This window comes from Streptococcus sp. 9903 (genome assembly GCF_013276625.1).
Lineage (GTDB): Bacteria > Bacillota > Bacilli > Lactobacillales > Streptococcaceae > Streptococcus.
The window spans coordinates 1-16,378 of the sequence record NZ_VMLI01000020.1 but is presented as its reverse complement, the minus strand read 5'-3'; the positions used below and the strand labels follow the sequence as shown (position 1 = coordinate 16,378).

Below are 16,378 nucleotides of genomic sequence, written 5' to 3'. Positions count from 1 at the left end.
AAACTAGCCGCAGGTTGCTCAAAGTACAGCTTTGAGGTTGCAGATAAAACTGACGAAGTCAGCTCAAAACACGTTTTTGAGGCTGTAGATGAAGCGACGTTGACGCGGTTTGAAGAGATTTTCGAAGAGTATAAGTTAAAATTAGAAAGTTTATTCAATAATAAAGGAGAAAAAACATGGTTAAATACGGTGTTGTTGGAACAGGATATTTTGGAGCTGAGTTGGCTCGTTATATGCAAAAGAATGATGGAGCAGAGATTACTCTTCTCTATGACCCAGATAATGCAGAGGCGATTGCAGAAGAATTGGGAGCAAAAGTAGCAAGCTCCCTAGATGAGTTGGTTTCTAGCGATGAAGTAGATTGTGTTATCGTCGCAACTCCAAATAATCTTCATAAGGAACCGGTTATTAAGGCTGCACAATATGGTAAAAATGTTTTCTGTGAAAAACCAATTGCGCTTTCTTATCAAGATTGTCGCGAGATGGTAGATGCATGCAAAGAAAACAATGTAACCTTTATGGCAGGACATATTATGAATTTCTTTAATGGTGTTCATCATGCAAAAGAACTCATTAATCAAGGAGTCATCGGAGACGTTCTATATTGTCACACAGCTCGTAATGGTTGGGAAGAACAACAACCGTCAGTATCATGGAAAAAAATTCGTGAAAAATCAGGTGGTCACTTGTATCACCACATCCATGAGTTGGATTGTGTTCAATTCCTTATGGGTGGCATGCCTGAAACTGTAACCATGACAGGTGGAAATGTAGCCCATGAAGGTGAACATTTCGGTGATGAAGATGATATGATTTTTGTCAATATGGAATTTTCTAATAAGCGTTTTGCCTTGTTAGAATGGGGGTCAGCTTATCGTTGGGGTGAACATTATGTCTTAATCCAAGGAACCAAAGGTGCCATCCGCTTAGACTTATTCAACTGTAAAGGAACTCTTAAGCTAGATGGACAAGAAAGCTATTTCTTGATTCACGAATCGCAAGAAGAAGATGATGATCGGACTCGTATCTATCATAGTACAGAAATGGACGGAGCAATTGCTTATGGTAAACCAGGTAAACGTACTCCATTATGGTTATCATCAGTCATTGATAAAGAAATGCGCTATCTGCATGAGATTATGCAAGGAGCACCAGTATCAGAAGAATTCGCAAAACTATTGACAGGTGAAGCTGCCCTAGAAGCAATTGCTACTGCAGATGCTTGTACCCAGTCTATGTTTGAAGATCGTAAAGTAAAATTGTCAGAAATTGTAAACTAAATTTTGGTATTCTCCTATTATAGGTCAACTTGCTCCTCTGAAAGTACTTTTAGAGGAGCTGTTTGACTTGGCTAGTTTTTGAAACTGAAATCTATTCTACTACAAACTCTTGAAAGCGTTTTATCTTTAAGGTATAATAATCTCATAGAAACAAAGAAAAAGGAAAAGGAGGAAAGAGGATGCCACAGATTAGCAAAGAAGCCTTGATTGAACAAATCAAAGATGGAATCATCGTTTCTTGTCAGGCTCTTCCTCATGAACCGCTTTATACAGAAGCGGGAGGGGTGATTCCCTTGCTGGTCAAAGCGGCTGAGCAAGGTGGAGCAGTCGGTATCCGAGCCAATAGTGTTCGCGATATCAAGGAAATCAAGGAAGTCACCAAACTTCCGATTATTGGGATAATCAAACGAGATTATCCACCTCAAGAACCCTTCATCACAGCTACCATGAAAGAAGTTGATGAATTGGCAGAACTGGACATCGAGGTGATTGCTCTGGATTGTACCAAGCGTGACCGCTACGATGGTTTGGAAATTCAAGAGTTCATTCGTCAGGTCAAGGAGAAATATCCTAACCAGCTCTTGATGGCTGATACAAGTACTTTTGAGGAAGGATTGGCAGCGGTCGAAGCAGGAATTGACTTTGTCGGAACAACCTTATCAGGCTACACCTCCTACAGTCCAAAAGTAGACGGTCCAGATTTTGAACTCATCAAAAAACTCTGCGATGCAGGTGTAGATGTCATTGCAGAAGGGAAAATTCATACACCAGAACAAGCCAAACAAATCCTTGAATATGGGGTGCGAGGCATCGTTGTTGGTGGCGCTATTACTAGACCAAAAGAGATTACAGAACGCTTCGTTGCTGGTCTCAAATAACACAATCTTAAAACAGAGGAGAGTGGTGGATGAGTAGGATGAAATGAAATCGCATACAAGAAATAAAGAACTCATTATCCAAGTTGGATACGCTTATTACATAGGAGAATACAAATGAAATTTAGAAAATTAGCTTGTACAGTACTTGCGGGTGCTGCAGTTCTTGGCCTTGCTGCATGTGGTAATTCTGGTGGTAGCAAAGATGCTGCTAAATCAGGTGGAGATGGCGCTAAAACAGAAATCACTTGGTGGGCATTCCCAGTCTTCACTCAAGAAAAAACTGGTGACGGTGTTGGAACATATGAAAAATCAATCATCGAAGCGTTTGAAAAAGCAAATCCAGATGTAAAAGTGAAATTGGAAACCATCGACTTCAAGTCAGGTCCTGAAAAAATCACAACAGCTATCGAAGCAGGAACAGCTCCAGACGTACTCTTTGACGCACCAGGACGTATCATCCAATATGGTAAAAATGGTAAATTAGCTGAGTTGAACGACCTCTTCACAGATGAATTTGTTAAAGATGTCAACAATGAAAACATCGTACAAGCAAGTAAAGCTGGAGACAAGGCTTATATGTATCCAATTAGTTCTGCCCCATTCTACATGGCAATGAACAAGAAAATGCTAGAAGATGCTGGAGTTGCAAACCTTGTAAAAGAAGGTTGGACAACTGATGATTTTGAAAAAGTATTGAAAGCACTCAAAGACAAGGGTTACACACCAGGTTCATTGTTCAGTTCTGGTCAAGGGGGAGACCAAGGAACACGTGCCTTTATCTCTAACCTTTATAGCGGTTCTGTAACAGATGAAAAAGTTAGCAAATATACAACTGATGATCCTAAATTCGTCAAAGGTCTTGAAAAAGCAACTGGCTGGATTAAAGACAATTTGCTCAATAATGGTTCACAATTTGACGGTGGAGCAGATATCCAAAACTTTGCCAACGGTCAAACATCTTACACAATCCTTTGGGCACCAGCTCAAAATGGTATCCAAGCTAAACTGTTAGAAGCAAGTAAGGTAGAAGTGGTAGAAGTACCATTCCCATCAGACGAAGGTAAACCAGCTCTTGAATACCTTGTAAACGGATTTGCAGTATTCAACAACAAAGACGACAAGAAAGTCGCTGCATCTAAGAAATTCATCCAATTTATCGCAGATGACAAAGAGTGGGGTCCAAAAGACGTAGTTCGTACAGGTGCCTTCCCAGTTCGTACATCATTTGGCAAACTTTATGATGACAAACGTATGGAAACAATCAGCAGCTGGACTCAATACTACTCACCATACTACAACACTATTGATGGATTTGCTGAAATGAGAACACTTTGGTTCCCAATGTTGCAATCTGTATCAAATGGTGACGAAAAACCAGCGGACGCTTTGAAAGCCTTCACTGAAAAAGCGAACGAAACAATTAAAAAAGCTATGAAACAATAGTCCTTAGTTATTCTATAAAAAGTAGTTTTTTAAAGAACCTAAGAGTGTATACCCCCTTTTCCCTCTACACAGATAGTGTAAGAAAAGGGGGGCTTTTGTTTAAAATGTAAGAAATTGTCACGAAATTAAAATGAAGTTCTTACATAAGCGAATCATAAAAAATTTCATTTTGATTTTAAAACAGTTCAAGAAAGTCAAAAAATTATTCTATTTGAAAGTGAGGTGCCGACTGTGAAAGTCAATAAAATCCGTATGCGGGAAACAGTGATTTCCTATGCTTTCCTAGCACCAGTGTTGTTCTTCTTTATTATCTTTGTTTTAGTACCAATGATTATGGGCTTCATCACAAGTTTCTTTAACTACTCTATGACTAGTTTTGAATTTGTGGGCTTAGATAACTATGTCCGTATGTTTAAAGATCCTGTCTTTACAAAATCTCTGATTAACACAGTTATTTTGGTTGTTGGCTCTGTACCGATTGTTGTTCTCTTTTCACTCTTTGTAGCATCACAGACCTACCATCAAAATGCTATTGCTAGATCCTTTTACCGTTTCGTCTTCTTCCTTCCAGTTGTAACAGGTAGTGTTGCCGTAACGGTTGTATGGAAATGGATTTATGATCCGCTATCAGGTATCTTAAACTTTGTTTTGAAATCTAGTCATATCATTACTCAAAATATTTCATGGCTGGGCGACAAGCACTGGGCATTGCTGGCGATTATGATTATCCTCTTGACAACGTCTGTTGGTCAACCGATTATCCTCTACATCGCAGCTATGGGGAATATTGACAATTCATTGGTTGAAGCAGCTCGTGTTGACGGTGCAACTGAATTTCAAGTTTTCTGGAAGATTAAATGGCCAAGCCTTCTTCCAACAACTCTTTATATCGCAATCATCACGACAATCAACTCATTCCAAGTTTTCGCCTTGATTCAATTGTTGACATCTGGTGGACCAAACTACTCTACAAGTACCTTAATGTACTACCTGTACGAAAAAGCCTTCCAATTGACAGAATACGGTTATGCTAACACCATCGGTGTCTTCTTGGCAGTCATGATTGCGATCGTAAGCTTTGTTCAATTTAAGGCGCTCGGAAACGACGTAGAATACTAAAGAAAGGAGACAGCTATGCAATCTACAGAAAAAAAACCATTAACAGCCTTTACTGTTATTTCAACAATCATTTTGCTCTTGTTGACTGTGCTGTTCATCTTTCCATTCTACTGGATTTTGACAGGGGCATTCAAATCACAACCTGATACAATTATGATTCCGCCACAATGGTTCCCTAAAATGCCAACCATGGAAAACTTCCAACAACTTATGGTGCAGAACCCTGCCTTGCAATGGATGTGGAACTCAGTATTTATCTCATTAGTAACCATGTTCTTAGTTTGTGCAACATCATCTCTAGCAGGTTATGTATTGGCTAAAAAACGTTTCTATGGTCAACGCATTCTCTTCGCTATCTTCATCGCTGCTATGGCGCTTCCAAAACAAGTTGTCCTTGTACCATTGGTACGTATCGTCAACTTCATGGGAATTCATGACACTCTTTGGGCAGTTATCTTGCCTTTGATTGGATGGCCATTCGGTGTCTTCCTCATGAAACAATTCAGTGAAAATATCCCTACAGAGTTGCTTGAATCAGCTAAAATTGACGGTTGTGGTGAGATTCGTACCTTCTGGAGCGTAGCCTTCCCGATTGTGAAACCAGGGTTTGCAGCCCTTGCAATCTTCACTTTCATCAACACTTGGAACGACTACTTCATGCAGTTGGTAATGTTGACTTCACGTAACAACTTGACCATCTCACTTGGGGTTGCGACCATGCAGGCTGAAATGGCAACCAACTATGGTTTGATTATGGCAGGAGCTGCCCTTGCTGCTGTTCCAATCGTAACAGTCTTCCTAGTCTTCCAAAAATCCTTCACACAAGGTATTACTATGGGAGCGGTCAAAGGATAATACTCTGCGAAAATCGAATTCAAACTACGTCAGCGTCGCCTTGCCATACTTAAGTATTTCCTGCGGTTAGCTTCCTAGTTTGTTCTTCAATTTTCATTGAGTATAGGAAAATCAATCTATCAGAATACAGAAGTATATTTTATAGATTAAAAGAATATAGAGTTATAAGTGTCTACAAAATGGAGGGTATGCAGTTACTTTATGAAGTTTTGTCAGACACTTATCAACTTAAGAATGGTTTTAGTTAACTATCAGAAACGAAGGAAAGAGTATGATTTTTGACGATTTGAAAAACATCACCTTTTACAAAGGAATTCATCCCAATTTAGACAAGGCTATCGACTATCTCTACCAACATCGTAAAGATTCTTTCGAATTAGGAAAATATGATATTGATGGTGATAAGGTCTTCCTAGTTGTTCAGGAAAATGTCCTCAATCAAGCTGAAAATGATCAATTTGAGTACCATAAGAACTATGCAGACTTGCATTTGCTGGTAGAAGGACATGAATATTCGAGCTACGGTTCACGTATCAAAGATGAAGCAGTAGCATTTGACGAAGCAAGTGATATTGGCTTTGTTCATTGTCATGAACACTACCCACTCTTGTTGGGTTATCACAATTTTGCGATTTTCTTCCCAGGTGAGCCACATCAACCAAATGGTTATGCAGGTATGGAATACAAGGTTCGCAAGTATTTGTTTAAAATTTTAATTGATTAGAATGATCAGCAGAGATAGCTGATGACTATCTTACTAAGCACTTTTGAAAATTGAGTTTAAGAGTTGAATCTTATCAATTGATAAATCGGAATGATTTAGCAAGTGATATAAATTAAATTATAGGGGGAGCAAACATGTCACAAAAAGGAAGAAGTCTCATCAAGGCTGCATTTGATACAGATAATTTTCTAATGCGAATTAGTGAGAAGGTTTTAGATATTGTAACAGTCAATCTTCTCTTTGTAGTAACTTGTTTGCCAATCGTAACGATTGGAGTGGCTAAAATCAGCCTCTACGAGACCATGTTCGAAGTTAAGAAGAGCAGACGGGTGCCAGTTTTTAGAACCTATCTAAGAGTTTTCAGGCAAAATCTGAAACTAGGTTTTCAGTTGGGGATGTTAGAATTAGGAATTGTATTTCTAACTCTTTCAGATCTCTATCTTTTCTGGGGTCAAACAGCTCTGCCCTTCCAATTGGTTAAAGCTATTTGTCTAGGTATTCTGATTTTCCTTACTATCGTGATGTTGGCTAGCTATCCCATCGCTGCACGTTATGACCTATCTTGGAAAGAAATTCTTCAAAAAGGATTGATGTTGGCTAGTTTTAATGCTCCTTGGTTTATCTTGATGATCGTAATTATCTTTTTGATTTTGATGATTCTATATCTATCAGCCTTTACCCTTCTATTGGGAGGATCAGCTTTTATTCTCTTTGGTTTTGGACTCCTTGCTTTTTTACAAGTGGGAGTGATGGAAAAGCTATTTGCTAAGTATGAGTAAGGGGTGCAATTATTTCTGAAACTACTTTCAAACGCTCCAAACGCTATTCTATAAGCGAGAAACTAAAATCTAAGTGTCTATAAGATATTGAAAGCCTTTTCGGTAAAGTGTATACTAAAGAAGTAAAGAAAGAATCTGCTTTAGCAGAAAATAAAAATAATAGGAGAAAATCTATGTCAGATTTGAAAAAATACGAAGGTGTCATTCCAGCCTTCTACGCATGTTATGATGAACAAGGAGAAGTAAGCCCAGAGCGCACACGTGCCTTGGTTCAATACTTCATTGATAAAGGTGTTCAAGGTCTTTATGTTAATGGTTCTTCTGGTGAATGTATCTACCAAAGCGTTGAAGACCGTAAATTAATCTTAGAAGAAGTCATGGCAGTTGCCAAAGGTAAATTGACCATTATTGCTCACGTAGCTTGCAATAATACTAAAGATAGTATGGAACTTGCTCGTCATGCTGAAAGCTTAGGAGTAGATGCCATTGCAACAATTCCACCAATTTACTTCCGCTTGCCAGAATACTCAGTTGCCAAATATTGGAACGATATTAGTTCTGCAGCTCCAAACACAGACTATGTGATTTACAACATTCCTCAATTGGCAGGTGTTGCTTTGACTCCAAGCCTTTACACTGAAATGTTGAAAAATCCTCGTGTTATTGGTGTTAAAAATTCTTCAATGCCAGTTCAAGATATCCAAACCTTTGTGAGCCTTGGTGGGGAAGACCATATCGTCTTTAACGGTCCAGATGAACAGTTCCTAGGTGGTCGCCTCATGGGTGCCAAAGCTGGTATCGGTGGTACATATGGTGCTATGCCAGAACTCTTCTTGAAACTCAATCAGTTGATTGCAGATAAAGATTTGGAAACAGCGCGTGAATTGCAGTATGCTATCAACGCTATCATTGGTAAATTGACTTCTGCACATGGAAATATGTACGGTGTCATCAAAGAAGTCTTGAAGATCAATGAAGGCTTGAATATTGGTTCTGTTCGTTCACCATTGACACCAGTGACTGAAGAAGATCGTCCAGTTGTAGAAGCAGCTGCAGCCTTGATTCGTGAAACCAAGGAGCGCTTCCTCTAATCCATAAGGAGGTATTTATGACACACTACGTTGCAATTGATATCGGTGGAACTAACATCAAGTATGGTTTGGTTGATCAAGAGGGGCAACTTCTTGAATCACATGAAATGCCAACAGAGGCGCATAAGGGTGGTCCTCATATCTTACAAAAAACCAAAGATATTGTAGCCAGCTATTTAGAAAAAGGCCCAGTAGCAGGTGTTGCCATTTCTTCTGCAGGAATGGTGGACCCTGATAAGGGAGAAATTTTCTATGCTGGGTCTCAAATCCCTAACTACGCAGGCACCCAGTTCAAAAAGGAAATCGAGACTAGCTTTGCTATTCCTTGTGAGATTGAAAATGATGTCAACTGTGCAGGTCTGGCTGAGGCAGTATCTGGTTCAGGCAAGGGAGCGAGTGTCACCCTTTGCTTGACCATTGGAACAGGTATCGGTGGTTGCTTGATTATGGATGGGAAAGTCTTCCATGGATTTAGCAATTCAGCCTGTGAAGTTGGGTATATGCATATGCAGGATGGAGCTTTCCAAGACTTGGCTTCTACGACAGCTTTAGTGAAATATGTAGCTGAAGCACATGGAGATCCAGTTGACCAGTGGAATGGCCGACGCATTTTCAAGGAAGCCACTGAGGGCAATAAACTCTGCATGGAAGGTATTGACCGCATGGTAGACTATCTAGGAAAAGGTCTGGCAAATATTTGCTACGTTGCCAATCCAGAGGTGGTCATTCTCGGTGGCGGTATCATGGGGCAAGAAGCTATTCTCAAGCCTAAAATTCGAAAAGCTTTGAAAGATGCTTTGGTACCAAGTTTAGCAGAAAAAACACGATTAGAATTTGCTCATCACCAAAATACAGCAGGTATGTTGGGAGCTTATTATCATTTCAAAACAAAACAATCCTAGTTTGGCTCAGCCAAACTAGGATTTTCTGACACGTTTTTGTCTACGATAGCCGTTGAGTTTTTTATTTTCCCAGTAGCTATTAAAGATTTTTTCTTTGCTTTCGCGATTGATTTCCAAAAAGTAGGCATAAATCAAATCGATAAAGAAGAGCATAGGAAGTTGAGCGGATATTCGTTGGATATAGGAAGGCTGGCTGTGGGTGGCTACAAGAACAGTCTCTGTATAGGCCTGACTATCTTTATTGGGAACACTTGTAAAGAGTACAGTCTTTGCCCCCATCTCCTTGGCATCTAATAGACTATCTAAAATAGAAGGTGTTGTACCAGAAAGTGAGAAACCGAGTACGAGACAATTTTCGTCCATAATGCTGGTTGTCCAAGCAAAGCCGTCTTGATCGGTCAAAGCCTCGCAGACCACACCCAAACGCATGAAGCGCAATTTCATTTCACGAGCGACAAGGCCAGAACTCCCTGTTCCGAAGAAGTAGATACGCTCAGCATCTTCGATTAGCTGGGCAATTCGTTCTAGTTGGACTTCGTCAATCAAGTCTTGTGTTTGTTCCCTCATGTTGCTATAACTTCTAAGGACTCGTTTGGTCAATGGACTGTGCTTGGAGACTTGGTTGGTTTGATTTTCTGCCTCATGTTGGTATTGGAAAATGAATTCTCGGTAGCCAGTAAAGCCACACTTTTTAGCAAAGCGGGTCAAAGCAGCTTGAGAAATATGTAATTTTTGGGTGACTTGTTGAGAAGATAAATCATCTGTAATCGTTTCAGCTTGCAAAAAATAGCGAGCGATTTCTTGCTCTAGGTCTGTCATTTCTTCAAAATGTGAATCAATGACAGTTGTGATATCTGGTTTGTCCATAGGGAAGGCTCCTTTAAATGAGTCGTGTTGGAAAAAGACTAGATTATTGAACTTTTACATTCATTATAACATATAATATAGGGATGGATAAATAAAAACGTATCTTACTGTAAAAACGAAAAAAAGCTTCTTACTTTTCCATAATTTTCTGCTCAAATTGTGGTACAATTAAGAGTAAGACTTTAAGTTAGAAATGAGACTGATTTGTATGAGAAAATTTAACAGCCATTCGATTCCGATTCGGCTTAATTTATTGTTTTCAATCGTCATTTTACTCTTTATGACCATTATTGGTCGTTTGTTGTATATGCAGGTTTTGAACAAGGATTTTTACGAAAAAAAGCTAGCCTCAGCTAGTCAGACCAAGGTCACAACTAGTTCTGCCCGTGGGGAAATCTATGATGCTAGTGGAAAACCTTTGGTAGAAAATACGTTAAAACAGGTTGTTTCCTTTACGCGTAGCAATAAAATGACGGCTACAGACTTAAAAGAAATAGCTAAAAAGTTACTGACTTATGTGAGCATCAGTTCGCCAAATTTGACAGAACGCCAGCTGGCTGATTACTATTTGGCTGATCCTGAAATCTATAAAAAAACAGTGGAAGCTCTCCCAAGTGAGAAACGCTTGGATTCAGATGGCAATCGCCTATCCGAATCAGAACTGTATAACAATGCGGTCGATAGTGTTCCAACAAGTCAACTAAACTATACAGAGGATGAAAAGAAAGAAATCTATCTTTTTAGTCAGTTAAATGCTGTTGGAAACTTTGCGACAGGAACCATTGCGACAGATCCTCTAAATGATTCTCAGGTGGCTGTTATTGCCTCTATTTCAAAGGAGATGCCTGGCATTAGTATTTCTACTTCTTGGGATCGAAAGATTTTGGAAACTTCCCTTTCTTCTATAGTAGGGAGTGTATCCAGTGAAAAAGCCGGTCTCCCAGCGGAAGAAGCAGAAGCCTATCTTAAAAAGGGCTATTCTCTAAATGACCGTGTTGGAACCTCCTATTTGGAAAAGCAATATGAAGAGACCTTACAAGGAAAACGCTCGGTAAAAGAAATCCATCTGGACAAATATGGCAACATGGAAAGTGTGGATACAATTGAGGAAGGTAGTAAAGGAAACAATATCAAGCTGACCATTGATTTGGCCTTCCAAGATAGCGTGGATGCTTTGCTGAAAAGTTATTTCAATTCCGAGCTAGGAAATGGTGGAGCCAAGTATTCTGAGGGTGTGTATGCAGTCGCCCTTAACCCCAAAACAGGTGCTGTTTTGTCTATGTCAGGACTCAAACATGACCTGAAAACGGGAGAGTTGACTCCTGATTCCTTGGGAACGGTAACCAATGTCTTTGTCCCAGGTTCGGTTGTCAAGGCTGCGACCATCAGCTCTGGCTGGGAAAATGGAGTCTTATCAGGAAACCAGACCTTAACAGATCAGCCTATTGTTTTCCAAGGTTCAGCTCCAATTTATTCTTGGTATAAATTGGCATATGGATCTTTTCCTATTACAGCTGTGGAAGCCTTGGAGTATTCATCTAATGCTTACATGGTTCAAACCGCTCTTGGAATCATGGGCCAGACCTATCAACCCAATATGTTTGTCGGCACCAGCAAGCTAGAGTCTGCTATGGGGAAATTGCGTTCAACCTTTGGTGAATATGGTTTGGGTTCTGCGACCGGGATTGACCTACCAGATGAATCTACTGGATTTGTTCCCAAAGACTATAGCTTTGCTAATTACATTACTAATGCCTTTGGGCAGTTTGATAACTATACGCCCATGCAGTTGGCTCAGTATGTAGCAACTATTGCAAATGATGGTGTTCGTGTGGCTCCTCGTATTGTTGAAGGCATTTATGGTAATAATGATAAGGGAGGACTGGGCGACTTGATTCAGCAACTGCAACCGACAGAGATGAATAAGGTCAATATATCCGACTCCGATATGAGTGTCTTGCACCAAGGTTTTTATCAGGTTGCTCATGGGACTAGTGGATTGACAACTGGACGTGCCTTTTCAAATGGTGCCTTGGTATCTATTAGCGGAAAAACGGGGACAGCCGAAAGCTATGTGGCAGATGGTCAGCAAGCAACCAATACCAATGCGGTGGCCTATGCCCCATCTGATAATCCCCAAATCGCTGTTGCAGTGGTCTTTCCTCATAATACCAATCTAACAAATGGTGTAGGACCTTCCATTGCGCGTGACATTATCAATCTGTATCAAAAATACCATCCAATGAACTAGAAAGGAAATTATGCTTTATCCAACACCCATTGCCAAGCTGATTGACAGTTATTCTAAGTTACCAGGTATCGGGATTAAGACGGCTACGCGTTTGGCCTTTTATACGATTGGGATGTCTGATGATGATGTCAATGAATTTGCAAAAAATCTCCTTTCTGCTAAGAGAGAATTGACCTACTGTTCTATTTGTGGACGTTTGACAGACGACGATCCTTGTTCTATCTGTACTGATCCGACTCGTGACCAGACAACGATTTTGGTGCTAGAGGATAGTCGGGATGTGGCGGCCATGGAAAATATCCAAGAATACCATGGACTCTATCATGTCCTGCATGGCCTTATTTCTCCTATGAATGGTATCAGTCCAGACGATATCAATCTCAAGAGCCTTATGACTCGTCTGATGGATAGTGAAGTTTCAGAGGTAATCGTAGCAACCAATGCCACAGCAGATGGGGAAGCGACTTCCATGTATCTTTCCCGCTTACTCAAGCCAGCTGGGATCAAGGTTACGCGCCTGGCACGAGGCCTCGCTGTGGGAGCAGATATCGAGTATGCGGACGAAGTCACACTCTTACGGGCTATTGAAAATCGGACAGAGTTGTAAGTGTAGACAAATTTACGAACTCCATTCGTTTATAAAAAAATCAAGGAGGCTGAAAATCGTTCATATCGGCCTCTTTTTGTATAGTGTGATGAGTAGGATCAGGTTCAAGTTTTAAAAAAACAAGCAAATATGATATACTAAAGAGCGAGTATTCTAGTAGAATTAGGACAAATAATATGAAACAAACGATTATTCTTTTATATGGTGGACGGAGTGCGGAACGCGAAGTCTCTGTCCTTTCAGCGGAAAGTGTCATGCGTGCGGTCAATTATGACTGTTTCACAGTCAAGACTTTCTTTATCAGTCAGTCAGGTGACTTTATCAAAACGCAGGAATTTAGTCAGACTCCAGGTCAAGAGGACCGTCTCATGACCAATGAAACCATTGATTGGGATAAGCAGGTTGCACCAAGTGCTATTTACGAAGAAGGTGCAGTGGTCTTCCCAGTTCTTCACGGTCCGATGGGAGAGGATGGCTCTGTTCAAGGATTCTTGGAAGTTTTGAAAATGCCGTATGTCGGCTGCAATATCTTGTCATCAAGTCTTGCCATGGATAAAATCACGACTAAGCGTGTTCTGGAATCTGCTGGTATTGCTCAAGTTCCTTATGTGGCCATCGTTGAAGGTGATGATGTGATTGCTAAAATTGCCGAAGTTGAAGAAAAATTGGCCTATCCAGTCTTCACTAAGCCGTCAAACATGGGCTCTAGTGTCGGTATTTCTAAGTCTGAAAATCAAGAAGAACTCCGTCAATCTTTGAAACTTGCCTTCCAATATGACAGTCGTGTCTTGGTAGAGCAAGGGGTAAATGCCCGTGAAATCGAGGTTGGTCTACTAGGCAACTACGATGTCAAAAGCACGCTACCAGGAGAAGTAGTCAAGGATGTTGCCTTTTATGACTACGATGCCAAGTATATTGACAACAAGATTACCATGGATATCCCAGCTAAAATCAGTGATGATGTGGTAGCTGTCATGCGTCGAAATTCTGAAACAGCCTTCCGTGCGATTGGTGGGCTCGGTCTCTCTCGTTGCGATTTCTTCTATACAGACAAGGGAGAGATTTTCCTCAACGAGCTCAATACCATGCCAGGTTTCACCCAGTGGTCTATGTATCCATTACTTTGGGACAATATGGGAATCAGCTACCCAGAACTAATCGAGCGTTTGGTTGACCTTGCCAAGGAAAGTTTTGACAAGCGCGAAGCGCATTTGCTATAAAAATGAAAGAGAGGGTAGGAGCCAGAACCATCACTGCAAGGTGACTAGAGTTCTCGGACTTCAACCCTTTTTAAAGGAGTAGAAATGAAATTAACAATCCATGAAGTTGCCCAAGCTGTTGGAGCTAAAAATGATGTTAGTCTTTTTGCGGACGCCCAGTTAGAAAAGGCTGAGTTTGACAGTCGATTGATTGGGACTGGAGATTTATTTGTGCCCCTCAAGGGTGCGCGTGACGGTCACGACTTTATCGAAACAGCTTTTGAAAATGGCGCTGCTGTAACCTTGTCTGAGAAAGAGGTCGCAAATCATCCTTACATTCTAGTAGATGATGTTCTGACTGCCTTTCAGCAACTAGCAGCCTACTATCTTGAAAAAACAGCTGTTGATGTCTTTGCAGTTACAGGTTCAAATGGTAAGACAACGACCAAGGATATGTTGGCACACTTGCTATCAACAACCTACAAAACCTACAAAACTCAAGGCAACTACAATAACGAGATTGGCCTTCCCTACACAGTTCTCCATATGCCTGAAGGGACAGAAAAGTTGGTTTTGGAGATGGGACAGGATCACTTGGGAGATATTCATCTCTTGTCTGAATTGGCTCACCCAAAAACAGCCATCGTGACCTTGGTTGGAGAGGCTCATTTGGCCTTTTTCAAAGATCGTTCGGAAATCGCTAAAGGGAAAATGCAAATTGCAGATGGCATGGCTGAAGGTTCTTTGCTTTTGGCACCAGCTGACCCGATTGTAGAGGCCTACTTGCCAACTGATAAAAAGGTGGTTCGTTTTGGTCAAGGAGCAGAGTTGGAAATTACCGACCTGGTTGAGCGTAAGGATAGCTTGACCTTTAAGGCTAATTTCTTGGAGCAAGCCCTTGATTTGCCAGTGACTGGTAAGTACAATGCGACCAATGCTATGATTGCATCCTATGTTGCCCTGCAAGAAGGAGTGACTGAGGAACAAATTCGTCAGGCCTTCCAACATCTTGAATTGACGCGTAACCGTACTGAGTGGAAGAAAGCAGCCAATGGAGCAGATATCCTATCAGATGTTTACAATGCCAATCCAACTGCTATGAAGCTGATTTTGGAGACTTTCTCTGCCATTCCAGCCAATGAAGGTGGCAAAAAAATTGCGGTTTTGGCGGATATGAAGGAACTTGGTGACCAGTCTGTTCAACTTCATAACCAGATGATTTTGAGTCTTTCGCCAGATGTGCTGGATACCGTGATTTTCTATGGAGAAGATATCGCAGAATTGGCCCAACTTGCCAGTCAAATGTTCCCAATAGGCCACGTTTACTACTTCAAGAAAACAGAAGACCAAGACCAATTTGAAGACCTAGTCAAGCAGGTCACAGAAAGACTTGGAGCCCATGACCAAATCCTGCTCAAAGGCTCTAATTCTATGAATCTAGCCAAGTTGGTAGAAAGTTTAGAAACTGAAGACAAGTAATTTTGTCAAACATTTACGTATTTATAAATCCATTTTTGACAAATAGCATGGTATAATAAAATGCAGGAAAATTTTGAATCATGAGGAAGACTAGATGAATTTATGGGATATTTTCTTTACGACCCAAGCAACAGAACCACCCAAGTTTGATCTTTTTTGGTATATCAGTATATTTACACTCTTGGGTTTGACCTTTTATACAGCCTATCGCTATCGTGAAACGAGAGTTTACCAACGATTTTTCCAGATTTTACAGGCCGTTCAGTTAATCCTACTTTATGGTTGGTATGGGGTCAACCATATGCCACTATCAGAAAGCTTACCCTTTTACCATTGCCGTATGGCTATGTTTGTGGTGCTTTTGCTTCCTGGTCAGTCTAAATATAGGCAATATTTTGCATTACTAGGAACATTTGGGACATTAGCAGCCTTTGTTTATCCAGTGTCAGATGCCTATCCTTTCCCCCATATCACCATTTTATCCTTTATTTTTGGGCATTTAGCACTCTTGGGGAACTCTCTAGTTTATCTCTTGAGACAGTATAATGCGCGATTGCTGGATGTGAAGGGAATTTTTCTCATGACCTTTGGACTAAATGCCTTGATTTTTGTAGTCAATTTGGTAACAGGTGGGGATTACGGATTCTTGACAAAACCGCCATTGGTTGGAGATCACGGCTTAGTGGCTAATTATTTAATCGTTTCTCTGACCTTGTCAGTAGCGATTACGTTGACAAAGAAAATCTTGGAACTATTTTTAGAACAAGAAGCAGAAAAAATGATTGCAAAGAAAGCTTAGAAATGAGCTTTCTTTTTTTGGTCTTAGAGAATTTTTACAAGCAGCTTATAAAATAAGAATTTCTGAACATAGAAACTCAAAAAATGGGGTAAATTCCCAAACTAA

At 40.5% G+C, this 16,378-nt stretch carries 15 protein-coding genes; 14 read left to right on the top strand and 1 reads right to left on the bottom strand.

The window, feature by feature from the left end; genetic code table 11:
- The first annotated feature begins 176 nt into the window (after positions 1-176).
- From HT696_RS07930 to HT696_RS07890, 9 genes are all read left to right on the top strand, one after another.
- Positions 177-1,280: a Gfo/Idh/MocA family oxidoreductase gene (locus tag HT696_RS07930; protein WP_112443894.1), complete on the top strand. Its 1,104-nt coding sequence runs from the start codon at positions 177-179 to the stop codon at positions 1,278-1,280.
- Between the two features lie 179 nt (positions 1,281-1,459).
- On the top strand, positions 1,460-2,158 hold the full coding sequence (locus HT696_RS07925; RefSeq protein WP_173282486.1) for an N-acetylmannosamine-6-phosphate 2-epimerase: 699 nt from the start codon (positions 1,460-1,462) through the stop codon (positions 2,156-2,158).
- Positions 2,159-2,272: 114 nt separating this feature from the next.
- On the top strand, positions 2,273-3,601 hold the full coding sequence (locus HT696_RS07920) for an ABC transporter substrate-binding protein (RefSeq protein ID WP_000672126.1): 1,329 nt from the start codon (positions 2,273-2,275) through the stop codon (positions 3,599-3,601).
- Positions 3,602-3,853: 252 nt separating this feature from the next.
- Positions 3,854-4,720: a sugar ABC transporter permease gene (locus HT696_RS07915; RefSeq protein ID WP_162278974.1), complete on the top strand. Its 867-nt coding sequence runs from the start codon at positions 3,854-3,856 to the stop codon at positions 4,718-4,720.
- A gap of 15 nt (positions 4,721-4,735) precedes the next feature.
- Positions 4,736-5,575 carry a carbohydrate ABC transporter permease gene (locus HT696_RS07910; RefSeq protein ID WP_001192006.1) on the top strand — a complete coding sequence of 280 codons (840 nt, stop codon included), beginning with the start codon at positions 4,736-4,738 and terminating at the stop codon, positions 5,573-5,575.
- A 271-nt stretch (positions 5,576-5,846) separates the two neighbouring features.
- Positions 5,847-6,299, top strand: a complete 453-nt coding sequence (locus HT696_RS07905) for a YhcH/YjgK/YiaL family protein (RefSeq protein ID WP_164226763.1) — start codon at positions 5,847-5,849, stop codon at positions 6,297-6,299.
- Between the two features lie 134 nt (positions 6,300-6,433).
- Entirely contained in the window at positions 6,434-7,078 is a 645-nt protein-coding gene (locus HT696_RS07900) for a YesL family protein (RefSeq protein ID WP_173282487.1), read from the top strand.
- A 173-nt stretch (positions 7,079-7,251) separates the two neighbouring features.
- A complete protein-coding gene (locus HT696_RS07895) occupies positions 7,252-8,169 on the top strand; it encodes a dihydrodipicolinate synthase family protein (RefSeq protein ID WP_001281525.1) in 918 nt (305 codons plus the stop codon).
- A 17-nt stretch (positions 8,170-8,186) separates the two neighbouring features.
- The gene (locus tag HT696_RS07890; protein ID WP_173282488.1) at positions 8,187-9,071 is read left to right on the top strand and encodes an ROK family protein; all 885 of its coding nucleotides are present in this window, start codon (positions 8,187-8,189) and stop codon (positions 9,069-9,071) included.
- Positions 9,072-9,086: 15 nt separating this feature from the next.
- On the opposite strand, the gene HT696_RS07885 is transcribed toward HT696_RS07890, so the two are convergent.
- The gene (locus tag HT696_RS07885; protein ID WP_173282489.1) at positions 9,087-9,938 is read right to left on the bottom strand and encodes a MurR/RpiR family transcriptional regulator; all 852 of its coding nucleotides are present in this window, start codon (positions 9,936-9,938) and stop codon (positions 9,087-9,089) included.
- 193 nt (positions 9,939-10,131) lie between these two features.
- On the opposite strand from HT696_RS07885, the gene pbp2b reads away from it, so the two are divergent.
- The 5 genes from pbp2b (at position 10,132) to HT696_RS07860 (ending at position 16,273) form a co-directional block, all read left to right on the top strand.
- Positions 10,132-12,189: a penicillin-binding protein 2B gene (pbp2b, locus tag HT696_RS07880; protein WP_173282490.1), complete on the top strand. Its 2,058-nt coding sequence runs from the start codon at positions 10,132-10,134 to the stop codon at positions 12,187-12,189.
- A 10-nt stretch (positions 12,190-12,199) separates the two neighbouring features.
- Complete coding sequence (gene recR / locus HT696_RS07875; RefSeq protein ID WP_000966754.1) at positions 12,200-12,796, top strand: recombination mediator RecR; 597 nt, start codon at positions 12,200-12,202, stop codon at positions 12,794-12,796.
- A gap of 176 nt (positions 12,797-12,972) precedes the next feature.
- Complete coding sequence (locus tag HT696_RS07870; protein ID WP_050121090.1) at positions 12,973-14,016, top strand: D-alanine--D-alanine ligase; 1,044 nt, start codon at positions 12,973-12,975, stop codon at positions 14,014-14,016.
- Positions 14,017-14,100: 84 nt separating this feature from the next.
- A complete protein-coding gene (murF, locus tag HT696_RS07865) occupies positions 14,101-15,474 on the top strand; it encodes a UDP-N-acetylmuramoyl-tripeptide--D-alanyl-D-alanine ligase (RefSeq protein ID WP_173282491.1) in 1,374 nt (457 codons plus the stop codon).
- Between the two features lie 94 nt (positions 15,475-15,568).
- The gene (locus HT696_RS07860) at positions 15,569-16,273 is read left to right on the top strand and encodes a TIGR02206 family membrane protein (RefSeq protein WP_112443903.1); all 705 of its coding nucleotides are present in this window, start codon (positions 15,569-15,571) and stop codon (positions 16,271-16,273) included.
- The last annotated feature ends 105 nt before the right edge of the window (positions 16,274-16,378 follow it).

Coding starts and splice junctions, on each gene's coding strand:
- HT696_RS07860 (WP_112443903.1), top strand. CDS start 15,569: ATGAATTTATGGGATATTTTCTTTACGACCCAAGCAACAGAACCACCC.
- murF (WP_173282491.1), top strand. CDS start 14,101: ATGAAATTAACAATCCATGAAGTTGCCCAAGCTGTTGGAGCTAAAAAT.
- pbp2b (WP_173282490.1), top strand. CDS start 10,132: ATGAGACTGATTTGTATGAGAAAATTTAACAGCCATTCGATTCCGATT.
- HT696_RS07915 (WP_162278974.1), top strand. CDS start 3,854: ATGCGGGAAACAGTGATTTCCTATGCTTTCCTAGCACCAGTGTTGTTC.
- HT696_RS07905 (WP_164226763.1), top strand. CDS start 5,847: ATGATTTTTGACGATTTGAAAAACATCACCTTTTACAAAGGAATTCAT.
- HT696_RS07890 (WP_173282488.1), top strand. CDS start 8,187: ATGACACACTACGTTGCAATTGATATCGGTGGAACTAACATCAAGTAT.
- HT696_RS07885 (WP_173282489.1), bottom strand. CDS start 9,938: ATGGACAAACCAGATATCACAACTGTCATTGATTCACATTTTGAAGAA.
- HT696_RS07910 (WP_001192006.1), top strand. CDS start 4,736: ATGCAATCTACAGAAAAAAAACCATTAACAGCCTTTACTGTTATTTCA.
- HT696_RS07900 (WP_173282487.1), top strand. CDS start 6,434: ATGTCACAAAAAGGAAGAAGTCTCATCAAGGCTGCATTTGATACAGAT.
- HT696_RS07920 (WP_000672126.1), top strand. CDS start 2,273: ATGAAATTTAGAAAATTAGCTTGTACAGTACTTGCGGGTGCTGCAGTT.
- HT696_RS07895 (WP_001281525.1), top strand. CDS start 7,252: ATGTCAGATTTGAAAAAATACGAAGGTGTCATTCCAGCCTTCTACGCA.
- HT696_RS07925 (WP_173282486.1), top strand. CDS start 1,460: ATGCCACAGATTAGCAAAGAAGCCTTGATTGAACAAATCAAAGATGGA.
- HT696_RS07870 (WP_050121090.1), top strand. CDS start 12,973: ATGAAACAAACGATTATTCTTTTATATGGTGGACGGAGTGCGGAACGC.
- HT696_RS07930 (WP_112443894.1), top strand. CDS start 177: ATGGTTAAATACGGTGTTGTTGGAACAGGATATTTTGGAGCTGAGTTG.
- recR (WP_000966754.1), top strand. CDS start 12,200: ATGCTTTATCCAACACCCATTGCCAAGCTGATTGACAGTTATTCTAAG.